Annotated in this window: 25 protein-coding genes; 7 read left to right on the top strand and 18 right to left on the bottom strand. The window is 63.7% G+C overall.

Annotated elements, in window-relative coordinates; translation table 11 throughout:
* The first annotated feature begins 179 nt into the window (after nucleotides 1-179).
* The gene (locus ACFSJC_RS14610) at nucleotides 180-380 is read left to right on the top strand and encodes a YgaP family membrane protein (protein ID WP_386027754.1); all 201 of its coding nucleotides are present in this window, start codon (nucleotides 180-182) and stop codon (nucleotides 378-380) included.
* 46 nt (nucleotides 381-426) lie between these two features.
* Here the strand turns inward: ACFSJC_RS14610 and ACFSJC_RS14605 are convergent, their stop codons facing one another.
* The gene (locus ACFSJC_RS14605) at nucleotides 427-1,002 is read right to left on the bottom strand and encodes a hypothetical protein (RefSeq protein ID WP_386027752.1); all 576 of its coding nucleotides are present in this window, start codon (nucleotides 1,000-1,002) and stop codon (nucleotides 427-429) included.
* A gap of 83 nt (nucleotides 1,003-1,085) precedes the next feature.
* Here ACFSJC_RS14605 and ACFSJC_RS14600 point away from each other — a divergent pair, with 83 nt between their 5' ends.
* The 4 genes from ACFSJC_RS14600 to ACFSJC_RS14585 all read left to right on the top strand — a co-directional run bounded on the left by ACFSJC_RS14600 (nucleotide 1,086) and on the right by ACFSJC_RS14585 (nucleotide 4,509).
* Nucleotides 1,086-1,760, top strand: a complete 675-nt coding sequence (locus ACFSJC_RS14600) for a Fe2+-dependent dioxygenase (protein WP_386027751.1) — start codon at nucleotides 1,086-1,088, stop codon at nucleotides 1,758-1,760.
* Nucleotides 1,761-1,886: 126 nt separating this feature from the next.
* Nucleotides 1,887-2,426 (top strand): glycine cleavage system transcriptional repressor, encoded by a 540-nt coding sequence (locus ACFSJC_RS14595; RefSeq protein ID WP_386027750.1) that lies wholly within the window; start codon nucleotides 1,887-1,889, stop codon nucleotides 2,424-2,426.
* Nucleotides 2,427-2,523: 97 nt separating this feature from the next.
* Nucleotides 2,524-2,997: a peroxiredoxin gene (locus tag ACFSJC_RS14590; RefSeq protein WP_386027749.1), complete on the top strand. Its 474-nt coding sequence runs from the start codon at nucleotides 2,524-2,526 to the stop codon at nucleotides 2,995-2,997.
* Nucleotides 2,998-3,093: 96 nt separating this feature from the next.
* Complete coding sequence (locus tag ACFSJC_RS14585; protein WP_386027748.1) at nucleotides 3,094-4,509, top strand: PhoH family protein; 1,416 nt, start codon at nucleotides 3,094-3,096, stop codon at nucleotides 4,507-4,509.
* A 122-nt stretch (nucleotides 4,510-4,631) separates the two neighbouring features.
* Here the strand turns inward: ACFSJC_RS14585 and ACFSJC_RS14580 are convergent, their stop codons facing one another.
* The 13 genes from ACFSJC_RS14580 to ACFSJC_RS14520 form a co-directional block, all read right to left on the bottom strand.
* Nucleotides 4,632-5,087 (bottom strand): BLUF domain-containing protein, encoded by a 456-nt coding sequence (locus ACFSJC_RS14580; RefSeq protein WP_386027747.1) that lies wholly within the window; start codon nucleotides 5,085-5,087, stop codon nucleotides 4,632-4,634.
* 22 nt (nucleotides 5,088-5,109) lie between these two features.
* The gene (locus ACFSJC_RS14575) at nucleotides 5,110-6,429 is read right to left on the bottom strand and encodes a TldD/PmbA family protein (RefSeq protein ID WP_386027746.1); all 1,320 of its coding nucleotides are present in this window, start codon (nucleotides 6,427-6,429) and stop codon (nucleotides 5,110-5,112) included.
* Entirely contained in the window at nucleotides 6,426-7,868 is a 1,443-nt protein-coding gene (locus ACFSJC_RS14570; RefSeq protein ID WP_386027744.1) for a TldD/PmbA family protein, read from the bottom strand. Before ACFSJC_RS14570 ends, ACFSJC_RS14575 begins: the two co-directional genes overlap by 4 nt.
* A 65-nt stretch (nucleotides 7,869-7,933) precedes the next feature.
* The gene (locus tag ACFSJC_RS14565) at nucleotides 7,934-8,851 is read right to left on the bottom strand and encodes a response regulator (RefSeq protein WP_386027742.1); all 918 of its coding nucleotides are present in this window, start codon (nucleotides 8,849-8,851) and stop codon (nucleotides 7,934-7,936) included.
* A gap of 132 nt (nucleotides 8,852-8,983) precedes the next feature.
* Nucleotides 8,984-10,048: a tRNA pseudouridine(13) synthase TruD gene (gene truD / locus ACFSJC_RS14560; protein ID WP_386027740.1), complete on the bottom strand. Its 1,065-nt coding sequence runs from the start codon at nucleotides 10,046-10,048 to the stop codon at nucleotides 8,984-8,986.
* Complete coding sequence (gene ispF, locus ACFSJC_RS14555; RefSeq protein WP_386027739.1) at nucleotides 10,041-10,520, bottom strand: 2-C-methyl-D-erythritol 2,4-cyclodiphosphate synthase; 480 nt, start codon at nucleotides 10,518-10,520, stop codon at nucleotides 10,041-10,043. The genes truD and ispF overlap by 8 nt, the downstream gene beginning before the upstream one ends.
* Before the next feature lie 176 nt (nucleotides 10,521-10,696).
* Nucleotides 10,697-11,404 carry a 2-C-methyl-D-erythritol 4-phosphate cytidylyltransferase gene (gene ispD / locus ACFSJC_RS14550; RefSeq protein ID WP_386027737.1) on the bottom strand — a complete coding sequence of 236 codons (708 nt, stop codon included), beginning with the start codon at nucleotides 11,402-11,404 and terminating at the stop codon, nucleotides 10,697-10,699.
* Nucleotides 11,401-11,694, bottom strand: coding sequence for a cell division protein FtsB (gene ftsB, locus ACFSJC_RS14545; RefSeq protein WP_386027735.1), 294 nt, complete (start codon nucleotides 11,692-11,694; stop codon nucleotides 11,401-11,403). Before ftsB ends, ispD begins: the two co-directional genes overlap by 4 nt.
* Nucleotides 11,695-11,758: 64 nt before the next feature.
* Complete coding sequence (gene eno / locus ACFSJC_RS14540) at nucleotides 11,759-13,036, bottom strand: phosphopyruvate hydratase (RefSeq protein ID WP_386027734.1); 1,278 nt, start codon at nucleotides 13,034-13,036, stop codon at nucleotides 11,759-11,761.
* 173 nt (nucleotides 13,037-13,209) lie between these two features.
* A complete protein-coding gene (locus tag ACFSJC_RS14535; protein WP_386027733.1) occupies nucleotides 13,210-14,004 on the bottom strand; it encodes a TIGR01458 family HAD-type hydrolase in 795 nt (264 codons plus the stop codon).
* An 85-nt stretch (nucleotides 14,005-14,089) separates the two neighbouring features.
* Nucleotides 14,090-15,430: a diguanylate cyclase domain-containing protein gene (locus ACFSJC_RS14530; RefSeq protein ID WP_386027732.1), complete on the bottom strand. Its 1,341-nt coding sequence runs from the start codon at nucleotides 15,428-15,430 to the stop codon at nucleotides 14,090-14,092.
* 294 nt (nucleotides 15,431-15,724) lie between these two features.
* The gene (gene kdsA / locus ACFSJC_RS14525; RefSeq protein ID WP_386027731.1) at nucleotides 15,725-16,561 is read right to left on the bottom strand and encodes a 3-deoxy-8-phosphooctulonate synthase; all 837 of its coding nucleotides are present in this window, start codon (nucleotides 16,559-16,561) and stop codon (nucleotides 15,725-15,727) included.
* Nucleotides 16,558-18,201, bottom strand: a complete 1,644-nt coding sequence (locus ACFSJC_RS14520; protein ID WP_386027730.1) for a CTP synthase — start codon at nucleotides 18,199-18,201, stop codon at nucleotides 16,558-16,560. The genes kdsA and ACFSJC_RS14520 overlap by 4 nt, the downstream gene beginning before the upstream one ends.
* A gap of 279 nt (nucleotides 18,202-18,480) precedes the next feature.
* Between ACFSJC_RS14520 and fnr the strand changes: the two genes are divergently transcribed.
* Nucleotides 18,481-19,242 carry a fumarate/nitrate reduction transcriptional regulator Fnr gene (gene fnr, locus ACFSJC_RS14515; protein ID WP_386027729.1) on the top strand — a complete coding sequence of 254 codons (762 nt, stop codon included), beginning with the start codon at nucleotides 18,481-18,483 and terminating at the stop codon, nucleotides 19,240-19,242.
* A 40-nt stretch (nucleotides 19,243-19,282) separates the two neighbouring features.
* Here fnr and dnaQ read toward each other — a convergent pair whose 3' ends face one another.
* The 3 genes from dnaQ to ACFSJC_RS14500 are packed head-to-tail and all read right to left on the bottom strand — an operon-like array spanning nucleotide 19,283 to nucleotide 21,201.
* Nucleotides 19,283-20,002 carry a DNA polymerase III subunit epsilon gene (gene dnaQ / locus ACFSJC_RS14510; RefSeq protein ID WP_386027727.1) on the bottom strand — a complete coding sequence of 240 codons (720 nt, stop codon included), beginning with the start codon at nucleotides 20,000-20,002 and terminating at the stop codon, nucleotides 19,283-19,285.
* Complete coding sequence (rnhA, locus tag ACFSJC_RS14505) at nucleotides 19,983-20,444, bottom strand: ribonuclease HI (protein WP_007042042.1); 462 nt, start codon at nucleotides 20,442-20,444, stop codon at nucleotides 19,983-19,985. Before rnhA ends, dnaQ begins: the two co-directional genes overlap by 20 nt.
* Complete coding sequence (locus ACFSJC_RS14500; protein WP_386027725.1) at nucleotides 20,437-21,201, bottom strand: class I SAM-dependent methyltransferase; 765 nt, start codon at nucleotides 21,199-21,201, stop codon at nucleotides 20,437-20,439. The genes rnhA and ACFSJC_RS14500 overlap by 8 nt, the downstream gene beginning before the upstream one ends.
* A gap of 178 nt (nucleotides 21,202-21,379) precedes the next feature.
* Here ACFSJC_RS14500 and ACFSJC_RS14495 point away from each other — a divergent pair, with 178 nt between their 5' ends.
* The gene (locus tag ACFSJC_RS14495) at nucleotides 21,380-22,813 is read left to right on the top strand and encodes a transglycosylase SLT domain-containing protein (protein WP_386027724.1); all 1,434 of its coding nucleotides are present in this window, start codon (nucleotides 21,380-21,382) and stop codon (nucleotides 22,811-22,813) included.
* A 141-nt stretch (nucleotides 22,814-22,954) separates the two neighbouring features.
* Here ACFSJC_RS14495 and ACFSJC_RS14490 read toward each other — a convergent pair whose 3' ends face one another.
* Complete coding sequence (locus ACFSJC_RS14490) at nucleotides 22,955-23,494, bottom strand: cytochrome b (protein ID WP_386027723.1); 540 nt, start codon at nucleotides 23,492-23,494, stop codon at nucleotides 22,955-22,957.
* Nucleotides 23,495-23,556: the final 62 nt, after the last annotated feature.

The following is a 23,556-nucleotide window of genomic DNA, read 5'->3' as shown; positions in this document are numbered from 1 at the left end:
CGCTCGGTCTCTCCCGCAAGGACGCAGCCCAAAGGGGCGCGACCGCACGCAGTGCCGACACCCCGAAGAAGGCAGGCCCGTTCGACCGAGATTCGAGCACGGCGGCTTCAAGCACGAAACGACGACTGACGACGAATCAACGCACGACAACGTAAACTCAAATAGCAGGAGATTCGACGATGACACTCCCTAAGAATGTCGGAACCATGGACCGCAACATCCGCCTGGCCGTAGCAGGCGTCCTCATCCTGGCCGGTCTCATGACCTCCTCGGTGATCCTGGACATCCTGGGCCTGATCGTGCTCGCCACCGGTGCGTTCGGTACCTGCCTGGCCTACATCCCGCTCAAGATCGACACCACCGAGAAGAAGGAAGACTGATCCGTCCGGTCTTCGGCCGAGGGGCGCGGCCATGCGGCCGCGCCCCTCAAGCTTCGCCCTTCAGCAGGGACTCGTAGCGCTCTCGAAACGCCGCCTGACGCAAACGTCCCGCCTCCTCTTCAGTAGCGATCAGCGGCGAATCGCACCAGTCCCCGGACACGGCATCGAACACCGAGAAACGGTAGCCGCGACCGACCTTGAAGACCTTGGTCACCGCATTTCCAGCCTGCTCCATCGCCTCCAGCTTGCTCAGCCCCGGCGACACTTCCACCGCCACGGCGCTCGATTCGACCGGCCGCTCCTCGATCTCGAAACTGTTGTTTTGCACCTCGCCCTGGATGTCGAGCTGGACCGACTTCAACCCTGGCATCCGCGCCAAGAGATAGCCTGCCATCATGACCCCGAGCCGCTCATTCTCGGACTCCATGGCCGTGAGAAGCTTGTCGGCCACGATCTGGCAGCGCTGAACCCGATCCGGACACTCCACCCACTCGCGCCCCATCTGCCAGCCACCGTCCATGTCGCTGTCGAGCTTATCGAAGAAACCCTCCGCCTGACCGAGCAGCGCATCCGGCACGTTGAGCTCGCAGACCTGATCGTCGATGATGGCATTCAGGATCATAGACACCCCCTCGTCTTCAAAGATGTGGATTCATCGGTATGGGGCGGTTCCCGCCCCCACGAACACGCGTGGAACCTCAGACCATGCTACTCACAATTCCCGAGCTCCTGAATCCGGCCCAACTCGCCAAGATCCAGGAAACCCTCGCCGACGCCCCGTTCGTCGACGGCAAACTCAGCGCCGGCTTCGCGGCGGCCCGCGTCAAGCACAACCAGGAGCTCGGCCCGGATCCGCAGCGCCAGCAGCGACTGACCCGAATCCTCATGGCGAGCCTGGGCCATCACCCGACCTTCCGCTCCGGGGCGCTTCCGCACAAGGTGGCCGAACTCATCTTTGCCCGCTATACGCCGGGCATGGCCTACGGCGAACATGTCGACGACCCCATCATGGGCACGAACGGACCGCGTTTTCGTAGCGACATCTCCATGACCGTATTCCTCAATTCACCCGAAGCCTACCTGGGCGGAGAACTGGTGATCCGAACCTCATTCGGCGAACGCCAGGTCAAGCTCCTGGCCGGAGATGCCGTCATCTATCCCTCATCGAGCCTGCACCGGGTCGCCGAAGTCGAGCAGGGCGAGCGACTGGTCGCTCTCACCTGGATCCAAAGCCATGTTCGCGATCCGGCACAGCGCGAGCTCCTCCACGAGCTGAACCTGGCCCGCGAGCAACTGCTGACGGATGCGCCCGACCAGTCGGCGACCGCCTACGTGAACCGCACATATGCCAATCTAGTGCGAATGTGGAGCGATCTCTAGCCAGAACGGAGGATTCGGACCGACACACCGCCCCTCTATCAGCGGCAATGTGGTTGCAGGTTGGCCCATGCTAAACTGCCCCCAAGCAATACAGCCCCCCTTAAACTCAGGATCCCCGGCACCTCCATGACCAGGCAGAAGACATTCCTCGTGATCTCGGCACTCGGCGAAGACCACCCAGGTATCGTCAACCAACTCTCGCAGGCCGTGCTCGACCACGGCTGCAACATCGAGGACAGCCGCATGACCGTCCTCGGCGGGGAATTCGCGGCGATACTGCTGGTGGAAGGCAAGTGGAACACACTGGCCAAGATCGAAAACACGCTTCCCGAGCTTGAGCGCCAGCTCGGCATGACCATCATCTCCAAACGCACCGGCGAGCGCGCCTCCGGACGCAACCTGCTGCCCTACGCGGTGGACGTGGTCTCCATGGATCACCCCGGAATCGTCAACAACCTGGCCGGATTCTTCGCCGAGCGCAGCATCAACATCGAGGACATGGCGACCAGCACCTATGCCGCCGCCCACACGGGCACGACCATGTTCTCGGTACACATGACCGTCGGCATCCCAGCCGACATCCATATCGCGGGTCTGCGCGAGGAATTCATGGACTACTGCGACGGACTCAATCTGGACGCGGTGTTGGAGCCGCTCAAAGGCTGACCCCTCACCTGGGGAGGACGTTCCCACCCGGCCCCTCGCCGGATCCGCGCGACGCCCTCCTCGTTTCGACGACGAGCTGACTTCGGAGCCCTCGACCATGCCTCCCGCTATCGGTGCAACGATCCCAGACCTCGAACGGCCGGCCACCGGCGACCAGACCATCAAGCTCTCCGACTACCGGGGCAAGCAACTCGTCCTCTATTTCTACCCCAAGGCCAGCACCCCCGGCTGCACCCAGGAAGGACAGGATTTCCGCGATGCCGCTGACGCCTTCGCCGATGCCAACACCCGGATCCTCGGCGTCTCGCGCGACGGCATCAAGGCCCAGGAAAACTTCAAGGCCAAGCAGGGATTCCCGTTCGATCTCATCTCGGACAAGGACGAGTCGCTCTGCCAGGCGTTCGACGTCATCAAGCTCAAAAAGATGTACGGCAAGGAGAGCCTGGGCATCGAGCGCAGCACCTTCCTGATCGACGCCGAGGGCGTCCTGCAACGCGAATGGCGCCAGGTGAAGGTCAAGGACCACGTCGAGGAGGTTCTGAACGCCGCTCGCGAACTCGCCGGACGCTGATTCTCTCGACGCCAGCCCCTGAAGCCGGCCTCGGGCCGGCTCCACGGCCAGACCCACGCCTGTCCTTCAGGACGGCCAACCGATCCCCGGCACCCAATGATCAAGCGCGAAAACGACAAGCCCTGCCTGTTCATTCTGGACACCAACGTGCTGATGCACGATCCGACCGCCCTCTTCCGCTTCCAGGAGCACGACATCTTCCTGCCGATGATGGTCCTGGAGGAACTCGACCACGGCAAGAAGGGCATGTCGGAGGTGGCCCGCAACGTGCGGCAGGTGAGCCGTTTCCTCGATCAACTGATGATCGACGCGGACAAACAGGAGATCGACGCCGGATTAGAGCTCATGCAATCCGGCACGAGCGGCGGCGTCGCCAGCCCCGCCACGGGGCGCCTCTTCTTCCAGACCGAGCCGCTCGATCTCAAGCTGCCCAACTCGCTCCCCGGCAGCACCCCGGACAACAACATCCTGGGCACCGCCCAGGCGTTGCGCGAACTGCGCACCGACCGCCAGGTGATCATCGTCTCCAAGGACATCAACCTGCGGATCAAAGCCGCCGTGCTCGGCATCCCGGCCGAGGACTATTCCAACGATCAAGTCCTGGACGATGCGGACCTTCTCTACACCGGGCTCGAGATCCTGCCGGAGGACTTCTGGGAGCGCCACGAAAAGAACCTCGACGCCTGGAAGGAGGAAGGACGCACCTTCTATCGCGTTACCGGACCGGATGTCGCCGACTGGTACAGCGCTCAATGCCTCGCACTGAGCGAGGACGCAAGCTTCGAGGCGATGGTGCACGAGAAGCGCTCCGACACCGAGGCCGTCATCGAGCTGATCGAGGACTACCGGCTCCCGCGCCACAATGTCTGGGGCATCACGGCGCGCAACCGCGAGCAGAACTTCGCGCTCAACATGCTGATGAATCCCGAGCTCGACTTCGTCACCCTGCTCGGCTCGGCCGGAACCGGCAAGACGCTGCTCGCGCTGGCCGCCGGGCTGGCGCAAGTGCTCGATCGCGGTCTCTACCGCGAGATCATCATGACCCGCGTCACGGTTCCGGTCGGCGAGGACATCGGCTTCCTGCCCGGCACCGAGGAGGAGAAGATGACACCCTGGATGGGCGCGCTCATGGACAACCTGGAGGTGCTCACCCAACCCGAGGGCGGCGAGTGGGGCCGGGCCGCGACCAACGACCTCATCCGCAATCGCATCCGCATCTCATCGCTCAACTTCATGCGCGGACGCACCTTCCTCAACAAGTACATCATCCTCGACGAGGCCCAAAACCTCACCGCCAAGCAGATGAAGACGCTCATCACCCGAGCCGGCCCCGGGACCAAATTCGTCTGTCTCGGCAACATCAGCCAGATCGACACGCCCTATCTGACCGAAACCACCTCCGGCCTGACCTACGTGGTGGACCGTTTCAAGAACTGGCCGCACAGCGGACATATCACGCTGATGCGCGGAGAGCGCTCGCGGCTCGCCGACTTCGCCTCTCAGGAGTTGTAGGCGACGCTCAAGAGCTACGCTGTCGCAGATCGGCGCCACCCGAGCATTCCGAGGTCCGCTTCGGTACGAGGGCGGGCCGACAAGGCCCGATGAAACGCCCTCGCGCCGCATGAGAAAACCCTTCAGTCCGCCCCGTCCTCCCAAGGCCGCCCCTGACACAGGAAGCGGGCGTCGAGCAGCAATGCGTAGACCTCATGGAGCCGCTCCGGGATGAGAATGGCGCCGTCACGCACGGAATACTTGCGCTCCAGCAGATCGCGCGCCGGCTTGGGCAGGTCGTAGAGATCGACCAGGGACATGCCCCAGTCGTCGAAATGGCGCTCCGCAATCGACTCATAGGAGATCAGCCTCAGATCCTTGTGACGCCGGTCGGCCATGATGTACGCATAGAGCCGGTTGACCGCATCCGCCGGCCCCTCCAAAACCTGCAGGAATTGGTCCCCACTCAGGATCAGCATGCCGGTAATCCCGGCGGCCCGGTTGTTATCGGCGCTCTTTGCGATCAGATCGCGCAACTGGGCGTTGTCGATAAAGCCGTCGCGACAGGTACTGCGATAGATGAGCCGGCAGTTTTCCATGATTCCCCCCAGAGATGTGCAGCTAGAGCGCCAGATCGATCCCCGACACCAGCAACCCAGGCAGCAAGGCACTGCTCGTCGAGCGCCCGTCGTAGGTATCGGCGGAGAGTATGAGCTCTCGATCCTGCGTCAGACCTTCCAGTCGATCGCCCAGCACATGATAGAGGCTGTCGTCGAACCGCATCACCTTGACCGGCCCCTGGACCTCGCCCTTCTCGATCCAGAAGGTACCGAAACGGGTCATTCCGGTGACGCGGCAGTCGTTGGCGTCGGACCAATTGCAATACCAGAGATTGCCAATGTAGAGCCCCGTATCCAGTCGCGCGGGGATATCCGCGAGCGGCAGATCGCCCGCGTCCAGGGCAAGCGACTCGGGCGACTCTCCGGCCGCGTTCACGGATTCGCCGTACTCCTTGGCGCTGCGGGCATCGACCAGGCACTCGGCATGACGGCCCTCCTCGATCAAGGTCACGGAGTCGGGCTGCAGAAACCCCTCGGAGGTGAAGGCCGGCGCCAGACCGCGTGACGACTCCTCGCGGATGCAAATCCTCGGATCCAGATGCCGCTCGCCCCGAATCAGCTTGAGCAGAGGCGTTTGCTGGGTACGATGGCTCTTGAGATCGAACCCGCCCCAGGCCAGCATCTCCATCAACTCCTGAACGGCCGCCGGCGCCAGATAGGCACGATAGCGACCCGGCGCGATGGTCACCGCCGGCTGCGCCATGACGTGCAAGGCATCCCGCATGGCGCCCAATTTGTTGCGCAGGACAGAAGGATCCCAACGGAATCCGCCGTAACCCGACTTGAGCGCCTTATCGGACTCCAGATGACAGCTCCAATCCAGATTGAAGCTGGTGCTCTGATGCCAGTGACGATGACCGATCGAGCTCGACAACCCCTCCTGGATCTCCCCGCTCGCCCAGATTCCGACCAGATCCAGCCCGTCGGCCGCACCGATCAGCTCGGCCAACGCCTCCTCGACCGGCGGCAGCTCGGCCTCGACTCGGCGCAGACTCTCGCTCGGCTCGGTCGAGTAGTGAAGATAGGGATCCTCCGGGACATGTCCGATACGGTTGCGCAAGGCCTGGAGCAAGCGGATGGCCTGGAGCAGATCCGGGCCAGAGTCGCCGGCCAGGTCGCAGCTGCCCTCGGCCTGGCGCGCACCGGAGATGAGCGTCAGCCCCAGGGTGGCCGAATGTACGTTCCCGGCCTGACGGATACGATTACGGGTCAGGCGAACGAAGTCGGAGGTCTCGCCACCCAGCGAGCAGAAGAGAATCTCCTCACCGTCCAGCCGGACGAAGAGGTGCTCGGCCAGTTTTTGAAAGTATTCCTGGTTCATTCACCACCCCCGAAGACGGCAACGTCACGAAACAGGCATGGCGGCGAGGCATGTCCGACAAAGATGGTTTGATTCGGCTCGCCTTTGCCGCAGTTGGCGACACCGCAGACCTCGCGGGTCTCGGGACCGCCGACCCCATCGAGACTGCGCCAGAACTCGGCCGAGATCCCTCGGTAGCCGGGATTGCGCACCAGACCGGTCAGCTGCCCATCTTCGATCAGACGCCCGAGCTCGCAACCGAACTGGAACTTGTTGCGACTGTCGTCGATCGACCAGGAGCGGTTGGTATCCATGAGCACGCCGCGTTCGACCCGGGCGATGAGATCCTCCAGACTCCCCTCGCCCGGCTCCAGATTGATGTTGCCCATGCGATCGATGGGCGGGCGGTCCCAACTGGACGCGCGACTACAGGCCACGCCAGGCAGGCCGGCACGCGCCTGGGATAGCGGACCGCCGAGCGGCCGCTCCAGGATGCCGCGCCGAATCAGATAGCGGCGACCGGCCGCGTTGCCCTCGTCGTCGGCGGCCATGGAAGCCAGCTCGCCAGGTACGGTGGGGTCGAAGGTGACATCCAGCAGATCGGACCCATAGCGATAGCGACCGAACATACCGGGCGTGACGAAACTGGTCCCGGCATAGTTGCGCTCGTCACCGAGGATGCGATCCAGTTCGAGCGGATGGCCGATGCTCTCATGGATCTGCAGCGCCATCTGATTGGGCAGCAGGATGAGGTCGCGGGTATCGGAGGGACATTCCGGGGCGTCCAGCAGGGCGATGGCCTCCTCCGCGATGCGCGGAGCCTCTTCCAGCAGCCGCGCAGCGACCAGACGTTCCAGCCCCCCCTGTTGCACGCTGTCCGCACCGCCGCCGTGGCGACGCTGTGTCTGAGAGCCGGCATTGGCGACGGCCAGCAAGCCGGGAAAGACGTATTCGAGTCGCTGCGCGATCCGCCCGCCGTCGCTGGTCACCAGGAGCTGTTTGAGCCGGCTGCGGGTGAGCCAGGCCGAGCCGTCGAGAATCCGTGCGTCGATGTCGAGCGCCGCGTCGGCCTGCTGTAGCAGGTCGAGCTTGTCCGCGACCGACATCCCCTTCCACGGCTCGGAGACCGGAGAGCGATAATCGGCCACCGTCGCGCTACGCGGAAAAAGATCGGCCTCGAAGAGACCGTAGCTCGCATGCATGTGCGCCCAGTCCGCCGCGCGCTCGGCGGCGCGACGTAGGCCGGCGGAGCTGAGATCGCTGGTGGCGCCGTAACCGACCCCGCCGGCGGTGACGATCGTGACCATCGCGCCCAGCGTGGAGGCGATGACGCTGGGCTCGACCACGCCCTGGCGCACCTCCAGATGGTCGGACTCCTCGGCGACCAGACGCAGGGTCCAGTAATCGCAGGCGGGTGCCTGCGAACGAAAACGTTCAGCGATGTCGTCGAGTAGTTCCATGGTTCGAGCACGTCCGTCTGGCTTGGAATGAACCGACTTTCGTCAGACGCGCCCCTCTTGTCAACCTAGGGGACAGGTTGGCCGTCCTCGCCCCCCTCCTCGATCGGGACGACCGTGACCCTGACTTGGCTGCCGCAGCCGAGGTATTCGAGCGAACTGAAGGCAAGATGGCGCGCCATCGCAATCCCGCGCCCGTGGCTGTCGAAGGCGCGCGCGGCGTCCAAATCCAGATAGCGGCCCCACTCGAATCCAGACCCCTGATCGCTGATGAGGAATGAAAGATGGTCGGACTCGCGACGGAATTCGATGGTCGCAAAACGCTCGGCCTGAGCCGGATCGGCCAGACGCCGCTCCACCTCCGCCTGCCAGTCCCCTGCCTCGATCAGTCGGCCCTTCTCGGCATAGTCGATACCCAGATTGCCGTGCTCCACGGCATTGAGCATGAGCTCCGAGAGCCCCATCGAAACCGCCTCCGCATGGGGACAGGCCTGCGCCAGCACGGATGCCAACATCGAGACATCGTCGAGATGACGAAAGGCATAGGTCGCCTGCTGCGTCATGGAGAGCATGCCCTTCATCTCCGAGCCCAGACGCGCGAGATCGCGCCGGCTGCGCCGGTCGTCCAGCGCGGCGGCGAGGATGCGGGTCAGCGCCTTGGTCGAATAGGGTTTCGCCAGGTAATACCAGGCACCGGCCGCCAGCCCCTCGGCGACCTCCTCCGAGCTGTCGGCCGCGCTCTGCATGATGACCGGGACATCCCTGAAGCGGATATCGGCCTTGAGCCGACGCAGCACGTCGATGCCATCCATGCGCGGCATCATGCGATCGAGGATGACGCCATCGAAGACATCCGGTTCCGATTGAAGAATCTGCCAGGCTTCCAGGCCGTCGTGGGCGAAGCTCAAGGTGTGATCATCACCGAGACAATGCGCAATGATTTCGAGATTGATGGGCTCATCGTCGACGATCAGCAGCCTAGCCATGTCACACGCCCTTTCGTTTTGGGTTTTGCAGGCAAAATCTTAGCCCCCTTCGCGTTCCCTCGAACCCTGAATTGGGACGCCACAGGATGAAATCCAGCGGACAACATGGCCCACGCGGCCAGAGTTCCTCGATCAGTCCTCGGATCGATCGGATGTCCAATCGATCAATTCGCGCAGCACGGCCGTGGCATAGGCGCCCGAAGTCAGGGAGAATTCGAGCACCAAATCCTCGCCTTGCAGTTCACCCAGCAGATCCGTCACGCCAAGACGCAGCGCACGGCGCTCCTGCTCCATACCGAAGGTCGCGAGCCCCAGCGCCCAATCGTCGAAGTCACGGGCGACCGACTCTTCGAGCGTGCGCGTAGCACCCAGGCTCGGCGGCATAGCCGCGCCCCAGAGGGGGCCGGTCGGATGCACGTCCATGCGCCGTGCGCGCTCCTCGAGCGTCTCGTCGATCCGTTCCGCAACGAAGAAGGAATGGCTGGCGTCGAGCTGGAGACAGTCGCCGTCCAGCGGACGATCCCAATCGCCGCGCTCGACGCGCCTGGCCAGTACCTCGTTGAAGATTTGAGAACGCGCCGCAGACAGCCAGAGGCTGCGCAGATGACGCGGAACACGCCGCGCCGCGCCGGAGAAGAGTTCGCCGGCCCGGATCAGATTCCCGTCCTCACGTCCGAACCGCTGCTCGCCGAAATAGTTGGGAACGCCACGCTCGACGATCGCTGCGATCCGCTCGGACAGCCGTGCCGCATCGAGTTGGCAGTCGCGAACCCGAATCCGAAAGCGGTTCCCCTGCAACGCCCCTCGACGCAGCTTACGCCGATGGGCATGCACCTCCAGCACCTCGATCCCCAGAGGCGCCAGCTCGGACCAATCTGGCAGCGATTCGCGCGGACGCGGCAACGAGAACCATTGGCAGGTAACCGCGTGGCGATCCTTGAGTCCGGCATAACCGACCGCCGACAGGGTCGCCCCGGCAAGGGAGGCCAGCTTGCGCGCCACCCATTCGGTATTGGCGCCGGTCTTGCGCACCCAGAGCAGGAGGTGCTCGCCTTCGCCGTCCGGCTCGAAACCGAGGCGCTCCTCGACCTGAAAATCCTCGGGAAGCACGCGCAGCCGACCGCTTCCGAGCGTGCCGCCATACGCCCGTGGCAGGGCCGTGAAGCGCGTCCAGCGCGTAGAGAGGGCCTCAGTCATCGGATTCTTTCAGGAGCACGGCCGCCGAGGCCGCAATCCCCTCGCCACGCCCGGTGAATCCCATCTTCTCCATGGTCGTCGCCTTGACGTTGACCCGCTCGACCGAACAGCCAAGGTCGCCGGCCAGGACCTCGCGCATGGCATCGATATAGGGAGACAGCTTGGGCTGCTGGGCGATGAGCGTCAGATCGGCGTTGTGCACCGAAAGACCGCGCCCAGCGAGGCTTTCCATGACGCGACGCAGCAGGATACGGCTGTCGATGCCCGCAAAGGCCGCGTCGGTGTCGGGGAAATGGCGCCCGATGTCGCCCAGTCCGGCGGCGCCGAGCAAGGCGTCGCACAGCGCGTGAATGAGAACGTCGCCGTCCGAATGGGCCAGCATTCCTTGGTCGTGAGGAATCTCGACCCCGCCCAGAATGAGCGGACGATCCGGCGCGAAACGATGGGCGTCGAAGCCCTGACCGATAAGCATGTGTCTGCCTCCAGCCGCCAGCTGCCAGCCTCCAGCTCCAACCTCGAGCCGCCATCGGGGACTCGTCCATGGCTCCAGACCGATCCATGCGATCGAGCAATGAACGGTCGAGGAATGAGTACCCCGAGGCTAGCGGCTGGCGGGTGAAAACTGGAAGCTGAAAGCTGGAAGCTCCGTCAAATACGTCCCTGCTGTTGCAGGTAGAAACGGGCCAGAGGAAGATCCTCGGCCCGGGTGATCTTGATGTTGTCCGCATGCCCCTCGATCAGACGCGGTGCCTGGCCGATACGCTCGATGGCCGAGGCGTCGTCCGTCACCAGATCGTTGGCCTCCAGGGCATCGCGCAGAGCATGCCGCAGCAATCCGAGACGAAACATCTGCGGCGTGTAGGCATGCCAGAGACTGGAGCGGTCGACGGTGGACTCGATACGCCCCCCCTCCCCGGCGCGCTTCATGGTATCGCGCACCTGGATGCCAAGCAGGCCACCCACCGGGTCGTCCATCAGTGTATCGATCAGACGATCCAGGTCGGCCACCCGCAGACAGGGCCGAGCGGCATCGTGCACCAAAACCCAATCGGCATCGTCGGCGCGCCCGTCGAGCGCGGCCAGCGCATTGAGTACCGAATGGCAACGCTCCGCCCCGCCGGGTGCGCGCACCACCTTGGGGTGGTCGGCGTAGCAGGTATCGCCCCAATAGGCATCCTCCAGCCCCAGCGCGACCACGACACCGCGAATCCGCTCATCCGCGACGAAGAGATCCAGGGTGTGCTCGATCACGGCGCGACCGGCCAGATCGAGATACTGTTTGGGGACGGTGCTGCCCATGCGGCGTCCGACGCCGGCAGCGGGCAGCACCCCCCAGAGTGCCGGATGCCCCGTCATTTGACGGCCTCCGGCCTAGGCGCCTCGATGACCTGAATGAAGGTCTCTCCGGGTTTGATCATACCGAGCTCGCTACGCGCCCGTTCCTCCACCGCATCCAATCCATCGCCGAGATCCTCGACCTCGGCCTGGAGCTCCTGGTTACGCGCGATCAGGCGCTTGCTCTCGTCCTCTTGGAGGGCGATCTCCTGCTTGAGGGCATGCAATTCGGCGAGGCTGCCCTCGCCGACCCAGAGCCGGTACTGGAGGGCGACCAGAAGGACGACCAAAATGGTGATCAGCCAACGCATATCCAGGCCTATGGCGATCAGAGGGAGGGACCAGCGAGACGACGCGATCCCCCATGACAGGGTATCAAAGCCACTTGAAGGCAGAGCGACCCGCATACTGGGCCTCGTCGGCCAGCTGATCCTCAATGCGCATCAGCTGGTTGTACTTGGCGACGCGGTCGGAGCGCGACAGCGAGCCCGTCTTGATCTGACCGGCGCTGGTGGCGACCACCAGATCGGCGATCGTGGTGTCCTCGGTCTCGCCCGAGCGGTGCGAAACGACGGCGGTATAACCCGCCTTGTGCGCCATGGCGATGGCCTCCAGGGTCTCGGTCAGTGTCCCGATCTGGTTGACCTTGATGAGGATGGAGTTGGCGACGCCCTTGTCGATGCCTTCCTGGAGGATGCGGGTGTTGGTGACGAAGAGGTCGTCCCCGACGATCTGCACCTTGCCGCCCAGACGGTCGGTCATGCGCTTCCAGCCGTGCCAGTCGCCCTCGGCCAGACCGTCCTCGATCGAGAGGATCGGATACTGGGAGACCCAGGCGTCGAGCAGGTCGATCATGCCGTCGGAATCGAGCGTGCGCCCCTCGCCCTTGAGCACGTACTTGCCATCCTCGTAGAACTCGGAGGCGGCCACGTCCAGCCCCAGATAGATATCGGAGCCGACCTTGAATCCGGTCTTCTCGATCGCCTCCAGGATGGCCTCGATCGCCGCCTCGTTGGAGGCGAGATCGGGCGCGAAGCCGCCCTCGTCGCCCACCGAGGTGGCCAAACCACGACCGTGCAGCACGGATTTGAGGGCATGAAAGACCTCGGCACCGTAGCGGACCGCCTCGCGGATGCTTCCGGCGCCCACGGGCAGAATCATGAACTCCTGGAAGTCGACGCTGTTGTCGGCATGCTCGCCGCCGTTGATGATGTTCATCATGGGCACGGGTAGGCGGTAGGGACCGGCGGACAGCGACTGGAACAGCGGCAGCGCCTTCTCCTGGGCCGCCGCATGGGCAGACGCCAGAGAGATACCGAGCAGCGCGTTCGCCCCGAGCCGACCCTTGTTGTCGGTACCGTCGAGCTCGATCATGCGTTGATCGAGCCCCTTCTGGTCGGCGACCTCCATGCCGATGATGGCATCGCGCAGCTCGCCCTGGATATTGGACACCGCCGTCCGAACGCCCTTGCCGCCAAAGCGAGACTTGTCGCCGTCGCGAAGCTCCAGTGCCTCGCGCGAACCGGTGGAGGCGCCGGACGGAACGATGGCGCGCCCGATGGCGCCGTCGGCGGTGATGACGTCGGCCTCGACGGTCGGGTTTCCACGGGAATCCAACACCTCGCGGGCGCGGACATCGACGATTTCAGACATGTTTGATGACTCCTCAATATTTGAGGGAAGGATTCTAACCCGCGCTTGGCAATACGTGGGCTGTTAAAGAGCCGCCAGCCGCCAGCCGCCAGCCGCCAGCCGCCAGCCGCCAGCCGCCAGCCGCCAGCCGCCAGCCGCCAGCAAGAGTGTACTGACGGCTGGCGGCCGCCCAATCACCGCGAAGCCGCGAACCAGGTCGGCAGATCGGCGAATGAATCGATCACGCCTGTGGGGCGGATCGGCTGCCCGAGATCGCTCGGTTGGAACTTTCCGGTTCTGACCAACAGGGCGCGCACACCGGCGCCTTGGGCTCCGCCGATGTCGCCCTTCAAATCGTCACCGATCATGCACGTCTCGTCGGCACCGACCCCGAGCACCGAGAGCGCGGTCTCGAAAAAAGGCGCGGCGGGTTTGCCCAGCACCACGGCGGACCGTCCGGTCGCCTGCTCCAGCGCGGCGACGAAGGGCCCCGTGTCGAGCCGCAGACCGTCCTCGGCCTTCCAGTAGCGAGTCATGCCGAGCGCAACCAAACGGGCATCATTCGAGCGCATCAGACAACGGAATGCCCGATTGAGCCTGGCAAAGCTCCAGTCATCGCCGAGATCCCCGATCACCACCGCGCCGACAGGTGCCTCGCCTTGCGGATCGGCAAACGGCAGTGCGGCGAAATCCGAGACGGTCCCCTCCGCGACGAAGAGCGCAACTGGACCGTCGACATGAGCGGCCAGCCAGTCTGCGGCGGCGACCGGCGGAGTAAGGATCTGGCCGGGCTCCGCCGCGATCCCGAGACCGGCGAGCTTCTCGACCAGCACGGAACGCGGACGCGAGCTGGTATTGGTCACGAAGAGGTACGGAAGCCCTTCGCGCCTCAGCCAATCGAGCGCCTCGGCCGCGCCGGGGATGGCACGCTCACCCTCGTAGAGGACGCCATCCATATCGATCAGGAACGCACGAATGCGGGTTGCCATCGTCTTCGCCTCGCCTCAAGCCCTATATCTACCAAGACTGTAGGGCGAAGCAGGCGGCCTTCAAGCCTAACGGACACGCTCGCGTTCAGACCGCCGTTTCGCTGCCGCCCGAGACCAATCCGCTCCCCTTGGACAGGCACGGCTCGGGCGCGAAGAAGCGATAGACGTCTCCACCCTGACCCTTCGCGCGGTAGAGCGCCCGGTCGGCATGGACGACCAGACGCTCGAAAGAGTCGTCGTCATCCGGATAGAGACTGATCCCGATGCTGCAGCCGATCCGCACCGAGTGCCCGTCCAGATCGATCGGCGCGCAGACCGCCTCCAGAATGCGCTCCGCAACCTGAACGATCGTGGCGCGACCGGTCGCCTCGGCAACCAGAACCAGGAACTCGTCCCCGCCATGCCGACAGACCGAATCGCCACTTCTCAAAGCATGGCGCAACCGCTCGGAGACCAAGCACAGCAGGCGATCTCCAGCGGCATGCCCCAAGGCATCGTTCACCTGCTTGAAGCGATCGAGATCGACGAAAAGTATCGCGACCAGCCCTCCCGAGCGCGAAACCCGCGCGGCGGCCTGGGCGAAGCGGTCCGACTGGGTGCGACGATTGGGAAGTCCAGTGAGCACATCATGAGTCGCCAGGAAATCGCTACGCGCCTCCGCACGCTTGCGCTCCTCGATTTCGCGGGCGAGATCCCGGTTGACCTCGCTCAACTCCTCGTTGGTCGCGGTCAATGAGCCGACCAGATGCTCGTTCTGAACCCTCAGATCGATGTTACGGCTGACGATCGCGCTCACCTGCCAGACCGTCACGATCATGGTGATCTCGAAGGCGACCGATAAGCCAGCCATGAGCAGGGCGTCATTCCCTCCACGCCACACCAAGGTACCGATCAAGGTGACGATCATCGGCACCGTGAACGCCAGGTAGGCCGATCTCAGCGAGCCCAGGGTCGCCACCGCAGCCGCCACGATCCCACCGATAATGAAGGGCGCAAAACCGACCTGAATTGGACTGGCGTAACGCATCAGCAAGACACAGAAGACGCCCCACCAGGTTCCTTGCAAGGCCAGAATGAACATCAGGGCGCGCACCCAGACGCCCGAAGAGGGCCGACGATCGTCCGACCGCCGGTCGTACCGCCGAGTCATCCACCCGCGAACCAGAGCGATCAGCATGAAAACGGCGAACCAGGACACCGATAAGATCGCCGGCGCCAGCGGAAAGACGATCACCAGCGCCAACACGGCCACCAGCAGGTTGCCGGTCAGCGCCGCGCCCGTGTTAGCGAAAAGCAAGGCAATCCGTTCTGCGCGAATACGCGCGCCCAGATCCGACTCATGGGCGCCGACGGATTGCACACCGGACGTCAGCCCCAGGGATTGAGGACCAGTCGAGACGACGGTTCGAGCGGGCGGCGATGGCATTTGAAACGAGTCTCGATGATCAGTGCTCCAAATCGATACGGAGATGAAGAGAGAATCGGGAGCCGATCCGCGCGCACCAAGACATTCCGCAACGCATTCCCGACACTGGCCAACGGTACGGCATTAAGTCTGCCGAGCCTCTCCGCAAAGGCGCATCAGCAACCCCAGATGCTTGCGCGCACGGAACCACCGCCAGATGGTTCGAGACTCAACGACCTCCATCGACGCGCGGCCTCACCGAGCCGCGACATCACAAACCTGCAATCACCCCGAAAGCGGCAGCGGATGGCCGCCTTAGAGGGTCGACTCGACAAACCCGGCGGACTTCACCAAACGGTCGACCTCGATCAGGGTCACGAGCAACTCGCGCATGCGCCCCAGCGGCCAGGCATTGGGACCGTCGCTCAGCGCCCGGTCGGGATCCGGGTGCGTCTCCATGAAGATCCCCGCGACCCCGGCGGCCACGGCGGCACGCGCCAGCACGGGCACGAACTCGCGCTGACCACCCGAGCGATCGCCCTGTCCGCCCGGCAATTGCACCGAATGGGTCGCATCGAAGACGACCGGACAACCGGTCTCGCGCATCACGGCAAGCGCGCGCATGTCTGAGACCAGGTTGTTGTAGCCGAAGGAGGCCCCGCGTTCGCAAACCATGATGTGCGCGTTGCCGGTCGAACGCGCCTTCTCGACCACATTGCGCATGTCCCAAGGCGCCAGAAACTGCCCCTTCTTGATATTGACCGGCTTCCCCTGACTCGCCACGGCGCGGATGAAGTTGGTCTGACGACAGAGAAAGGCCGGCGTCTGGAGCACGTCGACAACGTCCGCGACCTCCGCCAACGGGGTGTCCTCGTGGACGTCGGTCAACACCGGGACACCGATACGCTCCCGGACCGACGCCAGAATGCGCAGCCCCTCATCCAGGCCCGGTCCGCGAAAGCTGCCGACCGAGGAGCGGTTGGCCTTGTCGAAGGAGGATTTGAAAATGAAGGGGATGCCAAGCGCGTCGGTCATCTCCTTCAACGCGCCGGCGGTCTCCTGCGCCAGCGTCTCGCTCTCGATGACGCAGGGGCCGGCGATCAGAAACAGGGGCCTATCGAGCCCGACCTCGAAGCCGGCCAGTTGCATCATGCCTCCGTGCCTCCGGTCTTCTCCTGCTGAACCAATGCCGCGCGGACGAAGCCCTCGAACAGCGGATGTCCGTCACGCGGCGTCGAGGTGAACTCGGGATGGAATTGGCAGGCGATGAACCAGGGGTGGTCCGGGATCTCGATGATCTCGACCAGACGGCTATCCAGCGACCAGCCGGAAAAGCGCATGCCGGCATCCTGCATCTGGTGGAGATAGCGGTTGTTGAACTCGTAACGATGCCGATGGCGCTCGCGCACCTGAGGCTGGTGATAGACGGAACGCGCCAGGCTGCCGGGCTCGAGACGACAGTTCTGTCCGCCAAGCCGCATCGATCCACCGAGATCGGTACTTTCGCTGCGGGTCTCGACCTTTCCGGTCTCATCGCGCCATTCGGTGATCAGCCCGATGATGGGATGCGGGGTCTGGCGATCGAACTCGGTGCTGTGGGCGCCTTCCAGACCGGCGACATGACGCGCGTATTCGATCACCGCGATCTGCATGCCGAGACAGATGCCGAGATAGGGGATGCGCTTCTCGCGGGCATACTGGGCGGTCGCGATCTTGCCCTCGATCCCACGCTCGCCGAATCCGCCGGGAACCAGGATGGCATCGAGCCCCTCCAGACAGCCGCTCCCCTGCTGCTCGATCTCCTCGGAGTCGACATAGAGCACCTCGACCTTGCTCCCGGTGCGCACGCCGGCATGGGCGAGCGCCTCGGACAACGATTTGTAGGCCTCGGTGTTGTTCATGTACTTGCCGACCATCCCGATGCGAACCTTGCGCGTTGGATGGTCGAAGCCCTCCATGACCCGATCCCACTCGGAGAGATCCGCCTCGGGCACGTCGAGATGACATTGACGCACGACCAAGTCGTCGAGCTGCTGGGCGTGCAGCAAGCGCGGGATGCGGTAGATATTGTCGGCGTCCACCGCCGAGATGACGGCGTTCTCCGGAACGTTGGTGAAGAGCGCGATCTTGCGCCGCTCCTCGTCCGGCAGCAGCGTCTCGGAGCGGCACAGGAGGATATCGGGTTGGATACCGATGGAGCGCAGCTCCTTCACCGAGTGCTGGGTCGGCTTGGTCTTGATCTCGCCGGCGGTACGAATGAACGGCACCAAGGTCAGATGCATGAAGAGCGCGTTCTCGCGGCCCTCTTCGACACGCATCTGACGGATCGCCTCCAGGAATGGCAGCGATTCGATGTCGCCGACGGTGCCGCCGATCTCGACCATGGCGACATCCGCGCCCTCGGCCCCGAGACGGATGCTCTGCTTGATCTCGTCGGTAATGTGCGGAATGACCTGCACGGTACGGCCCAGATAGTCGCCGCGCCGCTCCTTGCGGAGCACGCTGTCGTAGATCTGGCCCGTGGTGAAATTGTTGTTGCGCCCCATGCGGGTGCGCAGAAAGCGCTCGTAGTGGCCCAGGTCGAGGTCGGTCTCGGCACCGTCGTCCGTGACATAGACCTCGCCATGCTGAAAGGGACTCATGGTGCCCGGATCCACGTTGATGTAGGGATCGAGCTTGATCATGGTGACCTTGAGGCCACGCGCTTCGAGCAATGCCCCGAGGGAAGCCGATGCAATACCTTTGCCCAGCGATGAAACGACACCGCCGGTGATGAAAATATACTTGGTCATAGGGAAACAAAAGGAGGGTCGAGGGGTGATAGCCCGAATGCCCGGACAAACTACCAAAATCGCCGCCCCGGCTCAATCGAGCGCGCGACCAGCTGGCACCTGGAACAGCCCGTGATCAGGCACCGAGCGACGAAAGGTATCTGGAGCCGAAGAGCCTTCGCACACGGAATGCCGCCCTTGTATTCTGATGTGGATCAGGTTACAAAATGCTAATATTTGATCCAGATCAAACAGCAGAATGAAAACCCTACCGTCGATGTCAGTCTAAGGGGCGGCGCCTTGAATCAGCGAAAAGTGATCTCTCTAGAAACCATCCGTGTCGCCTGTAAAAATTGTACGCTGTCCTCTCTATGCCTGCCCATGGGCCTGGTTGCAGAGGACGTCGAGCGTTTGGACGACATCGTCAAACGAGCCCGTCCCCTGCATCGGGGCGACTTCCTGTTTCGCGAGGGCGATCGCTTCCGCTCTCTGTACGTCGTCAAAACCGGATCGGTCAAGACTTTCGCGCCCAGCCCAGAGGGCGGGGAGCAGGTGCTCGGCTTCCACCTGCCGGGCGAGATCATCGGCATGGACGCCATCGACAAGGATGCCCATGCCTGTTCGGCCAAGGTACTCGAAACCTCCGCGATCTGCGAGATACCCTTCGGCCGTCTCGAAGAACTCACCTCGATCATCCCCAGCCTTCAGCATCAGATGTACCGGTTGCTGAGCAAGGAAATCGGACAGGACACGGACATGCTGCTGCTGCTCGGCAAGAAGAACGCCGAGGAACGCCTGGCCGCCTTTCTGCTGAGCCTGTCGCAACGTCTGCACAAGCGCGGACTGTCGCCGTCCGACTTCTATCTCAGCATGTCGCGGCACGAGATCGGCAACTATCTCGGTCTCGCGGTCGAAACCGTCAGTCGGCTCTTCACGCGCTTTCAAGAAGACGGCCTGATGCGTGTCGACCGCAAGCATATCCAATTGCTCGATCTCACCGCGCTCGAATCCCTGGTCGGCGGATCCGGACAGGGACGCCGCCAGCAACAACAGCAAACCTGAAGGAGCACCTGGACGCAACGTTCAGGGCAAAGACAAAGACTCAAACGTCCTTGAGCCAGAGACAACCGTCGGAACAGCCCGACTGAATGGCCGACAGGCGCCGTGCGTGCGCCTCCAGGGCCGCATCGTCGGCACGCACCACCCGCAGCGACGGGCGCTCCGGATCGATCCGGCCGCGATGCACCACGCGCGAGCCCCCGCCATCCTCTTCGCGCGATTCGCTCCCCAGGTGCAGCGCCACCTGCCCCCCCGTCATCGCGAGATAGACGTCGGCGAGGATCTCGGCGTCGAGCAAGGCCCCGTGCAGTTCGCGGTGCGAATTGTCGACCGAGTAGCGCTTGCAGAGCGCATCCAGGCCGTTGCGCTGCCCGGGATGGAGCCGCCGCGCCATCGCGAGGGTATCCGTCACCTCGCACAGATCGGCGACACAGGGCGCATCCGGGCGCCAGCGCCTGAATTCGTGATCGAGGAAGCCGACGTCGAAGGGGGCGTTGTGTATGATGAGTTCGGCGCCCGCGACGAAGCGCACGAAGGACTCGGCCACCTCCTCGAAGCGCGGCTTGTTGGCGAGGAACTCGTTGGTAATCCCATGCACCTCGATCGCGCCGGCGTCGATCTCGCGGTCGGGCTGAATGTAGTGATGGAAGTTGTTGCGTGTCAGGCGGCGGTCGACCATCTCGACGCAGCCGATTTCGATGATGCGGTGCCCCTCTTTCGGGTCCAGACCGGTGGTTTCGGTATCAAGAACGATCTGACGCACGACTGCCCTCCTGATCGATGACGCCTCGGTTGGCGAGACGGTCGGCGCGCTCGTTTTCGGCATGCCCGGCATGTCCCTTGACCCAGTGCCAGCCGACCTGATGCGCGCCCAGCGCGCGATCCAGACGCTCCCAGAGGTCGCGATTCTTGACCGGCTGGCGCCCGGCGGTCATCCAGCCGTTGCGCTTCCAACGCGGCATCCACTCGCCGACACCGCGCTTGACGTACTGAGAGTCGGTCGTGATCTCGATACAGGTCGGACGCGTCAGCGACTCCAGGGCGGCGATGACGGCCATCAGCTCCATGCGATTGTTGGTGGTCTCGCGCTCGCCGCCGAACAGCTCCTTCTCCACCTCGCCCCAGCGCAACAGCACACCCCAGCCTCCCCGACCGGGATTGCCCTTGCAGGCGCCGTCGGTGAAGGCCTGAACGCAATCAGACATGACCTGTTCCTCGTGTCGTCGGACGGACCGCGCGGCCCGATAGCAAAGCGGAAGCCTTCGCCATACGCGGGCGCAAAGGCGTGACGGTGGCGACGCGCTTGACCGCGCGCATCACATAGATGCCGCCCAGAATCGGCCAAAAGCGTCGCCCCATGAGATCGAAGCCCCCACAACGGGGCCCCTGAAGACTCGCCAACGGCGGGCGGAACATCCTGTATTCGCAGCATTCCAGATCGCAGCCCTGCACCGACAGCCAATCCCGAACCTGTCCGGGACGATGAAAGCGACCGCACCAGGGCATCCGTCCCTTGGAGCGCCAGAGAAGACGACGTGCACCCCAGGGGCTCAAGGCGTTGAATCCCACGATCACGACCCGTCCCTCGGGGATGAGGATTCGCTCGACCTCTCCCAGCACTCCCTGGGGATCGGAGGCGAAATCCAGCGTGTGAGGTAGAAGCACGGCATCGATGCTGTCGGAGGAGAACGGAAGCTGCTGAACCGATCCGATGACCCGAGAGCCCTCCGAATCGAGCACGGACTCGAACGGCATGAGAACGCGGTGGCGGATGCGGCTGGCGGCGAGAACGTCCCGGAAGACCTCTGTCGCGCCGATCTGCACCAGATGGTAGCCGAAGATGGTGTTGAGCAACCCCTGCACGCAGGCACACTCAAGCCTCGCCACCTCCTGTCCAAGCGGGGAGCGATACCAGTCTGGCAAGCGGGCCAGCGGGGATTCCTGACGGGTGGAAACGATCATGGGGATGCCTCTTGAGGCCGCACATGGTACCAGGATCGACACGCCTGTCGTGCCGCCGATAAGACCCAAGCCATACGGCAAACCTGGAATTAAGCCGCCCCTTTGCGTATGATGGCACGCGTAAAATCATAATATCTCGCTCAAACAGGCAGTTACATAATTTCAAGTCGGGGTTCCCATGACTGAAGCCAGCCTTGTCGGACGCGCAGCCTGCGCGCTGGCTGTCCTTGCCCTGCCGCTGATGCCGGGCTGCGCGAACCGAACGGATGTCGCGACGATCGAACAACCCTACGGCAGTTATGCCGGCACCGTTTCGGCACGCGAATACGGATTCGTCAAGCCCGCTCGCGATGTCTCCGTTTCCGGACGCACCAAGTTGGCCCAGGGAGGCAGCAAAGGAGATCTCTGGTCACGCGTTCGAGCCGGGATGCAGCTCGACCTCCACGCGAACGCACGCATCGACAGCACGCTGGAGCGATTCAGGCGCGATCCGCGCTACCTCGAAAAGCTCTCCCAGCGCGCTTCGCCCTACCTGCCTCAGATCGTCGCCGAAATCGAGAGCCGCGGGTTCCCAATGGAACTCGCCCTCCTGCCGCATGTGGAAAGCCGCTACAACCCCGCAGCAACCTCACCGAAAGCCGCCGGCGGCATGTGGCAGTTCATGCCCTATACTGCGCGGGAAATGGGCCTGAGACTGGATGGCGGTTATGACGAGCGTCGTGACGTCGTCGCATCAACGCGTGCCGCGCTGAACTATCTCGAACAGCTCAGCCGTCGCTTCGATGGGGACTGGGAACTGGCAATGGCCGCCTACAACTGCGGCCCAGGACGCGTCGAATCGGCGATCGCCGCCAACCGCCGCAAGGGCAAGCCCACCGATTTCTGGTCGCTCGACCTGCCCTCCGAGACCAAGAATTACGTTCCGCAGATCCTCGCCGACGCACGATTGATCGCCGAAGCCCGCAAGTATGGCCAGCACCTGCCGAGCATCCCCGACCGACCTGGCATGGAAGTCATTCGCAGCCGCGAACCCATGGACCTGGTCAAGGTGGCAACCGCGAGCGGGGTCGATCTCGACGTGCTGCGTCAGCTCAACCCAACCCTCAAGATCAAGGCCGGTCGATCGATACGCCAGCTGAGGGTTCCGGCCGGGATGGGAGCCAAGATCAGCGCCAAGTCCGCGAAGATCGACGTCATACCGATGGTGCCCGGCGCCATGTCCTCGCGCGTTGCGGTCCGAGTCCATCAGCGCCAGCCGAGCTTCGTCGACGAATCCATGCTCGACAACAAGGATCACGTCGTGCGTAACGGCGAGACACTGGCCTCGGTCGCCTTACGCCACGGACTGGACCTCAAGACCCTGGCCGACTGGAACGGCATGTCGGTTCGCGACCCGCTACTGCCCGGACAGACCCTGAGCATCCCGACCCAGAAGCGGACCTCCGCCGTGCTCACCCATCGCGTGCGCAAAGGCGACTCCATTTCGGCTATCGCCCGTCGCTACGGGGTGACGACCGCCGATATCCGCCGCTGGAATCCGGTCGTGGAGAAACGCTTCAACCCGGGCGATACGCTACGCATCTATCGCCGCACCGCGAACGGATCCAGCTAAATCGACCTGGCGATCGCCTGACGAAGACGTCGAGAGCCGCGCGTCTTCGTCAGGCGATCCATACGCCCCCACCTCGCGACACCGCCGAACTCCGCACGGTGTCGCGGCAACGGACTCCGAAGACCCCATCGCCGCAACGACCTACCAAGGCAGCATGCGCCGAAGCCCGTTGTCCTTCAGAACATACTGATGCCAGAGCGCCGCGACCACGTGCAGCGCGATCAGCGCATAGAGAAAGAGTTCCATCGGCTCGCCATGGAAAACGTTCTCCATGAGCTCGTGCAGGGCATGCATCTCGCCCGTGATAGACGGAATCTGAGTGCCGAAGAAATCAGCCGCATAGCCCTTCGAGGCGACACGCAGATAGCCGAAGATGGGAACCAGCAGGGTTGAGAGATTGAGCAGAACGTGGGCCGCGTTGGCCGCGAACTGACTCCACTTGGGCGCATCCAGCATGGCCGGCGGAGGGACGATCTTGCGCCAGCCGATCCGGGCGATGGTCACCAGGAAGACCAGGATGCCGAGCGACATGTGGAGCCGAAGCCAGAAAAGCTCGGACTCCTCGGGAGCGGCCTCGCGCAGACTGTTGGTGACGAAGAGACCAAGTAGAAGCAGGGCTACCAGCCAGTGAAACCCCTGTGCGACCAGGCCATAACGCGCGACCTTGATATCTTGACTCACGGACGATTACCTCATGTTGAGTATCAGGAAACCGCGATTCTTACATGGGATTGCGCAAAAAA

The sequence above is a fragment of the Thiorhodococcus fuscus genome, assembly GCF_042682685.1.
GTDB lineage: Bacteria > Pseudomonadota > Gammaproteobacteria > Chromatiales > Chromatiaceae > Imhoffiella > Imhoffiella fuscus.
The sequence above is the reverse complement of the archived record's forward strand: the minus strand, read 5'-3'. Positions and strand labels throughout refer to the sequence as shown.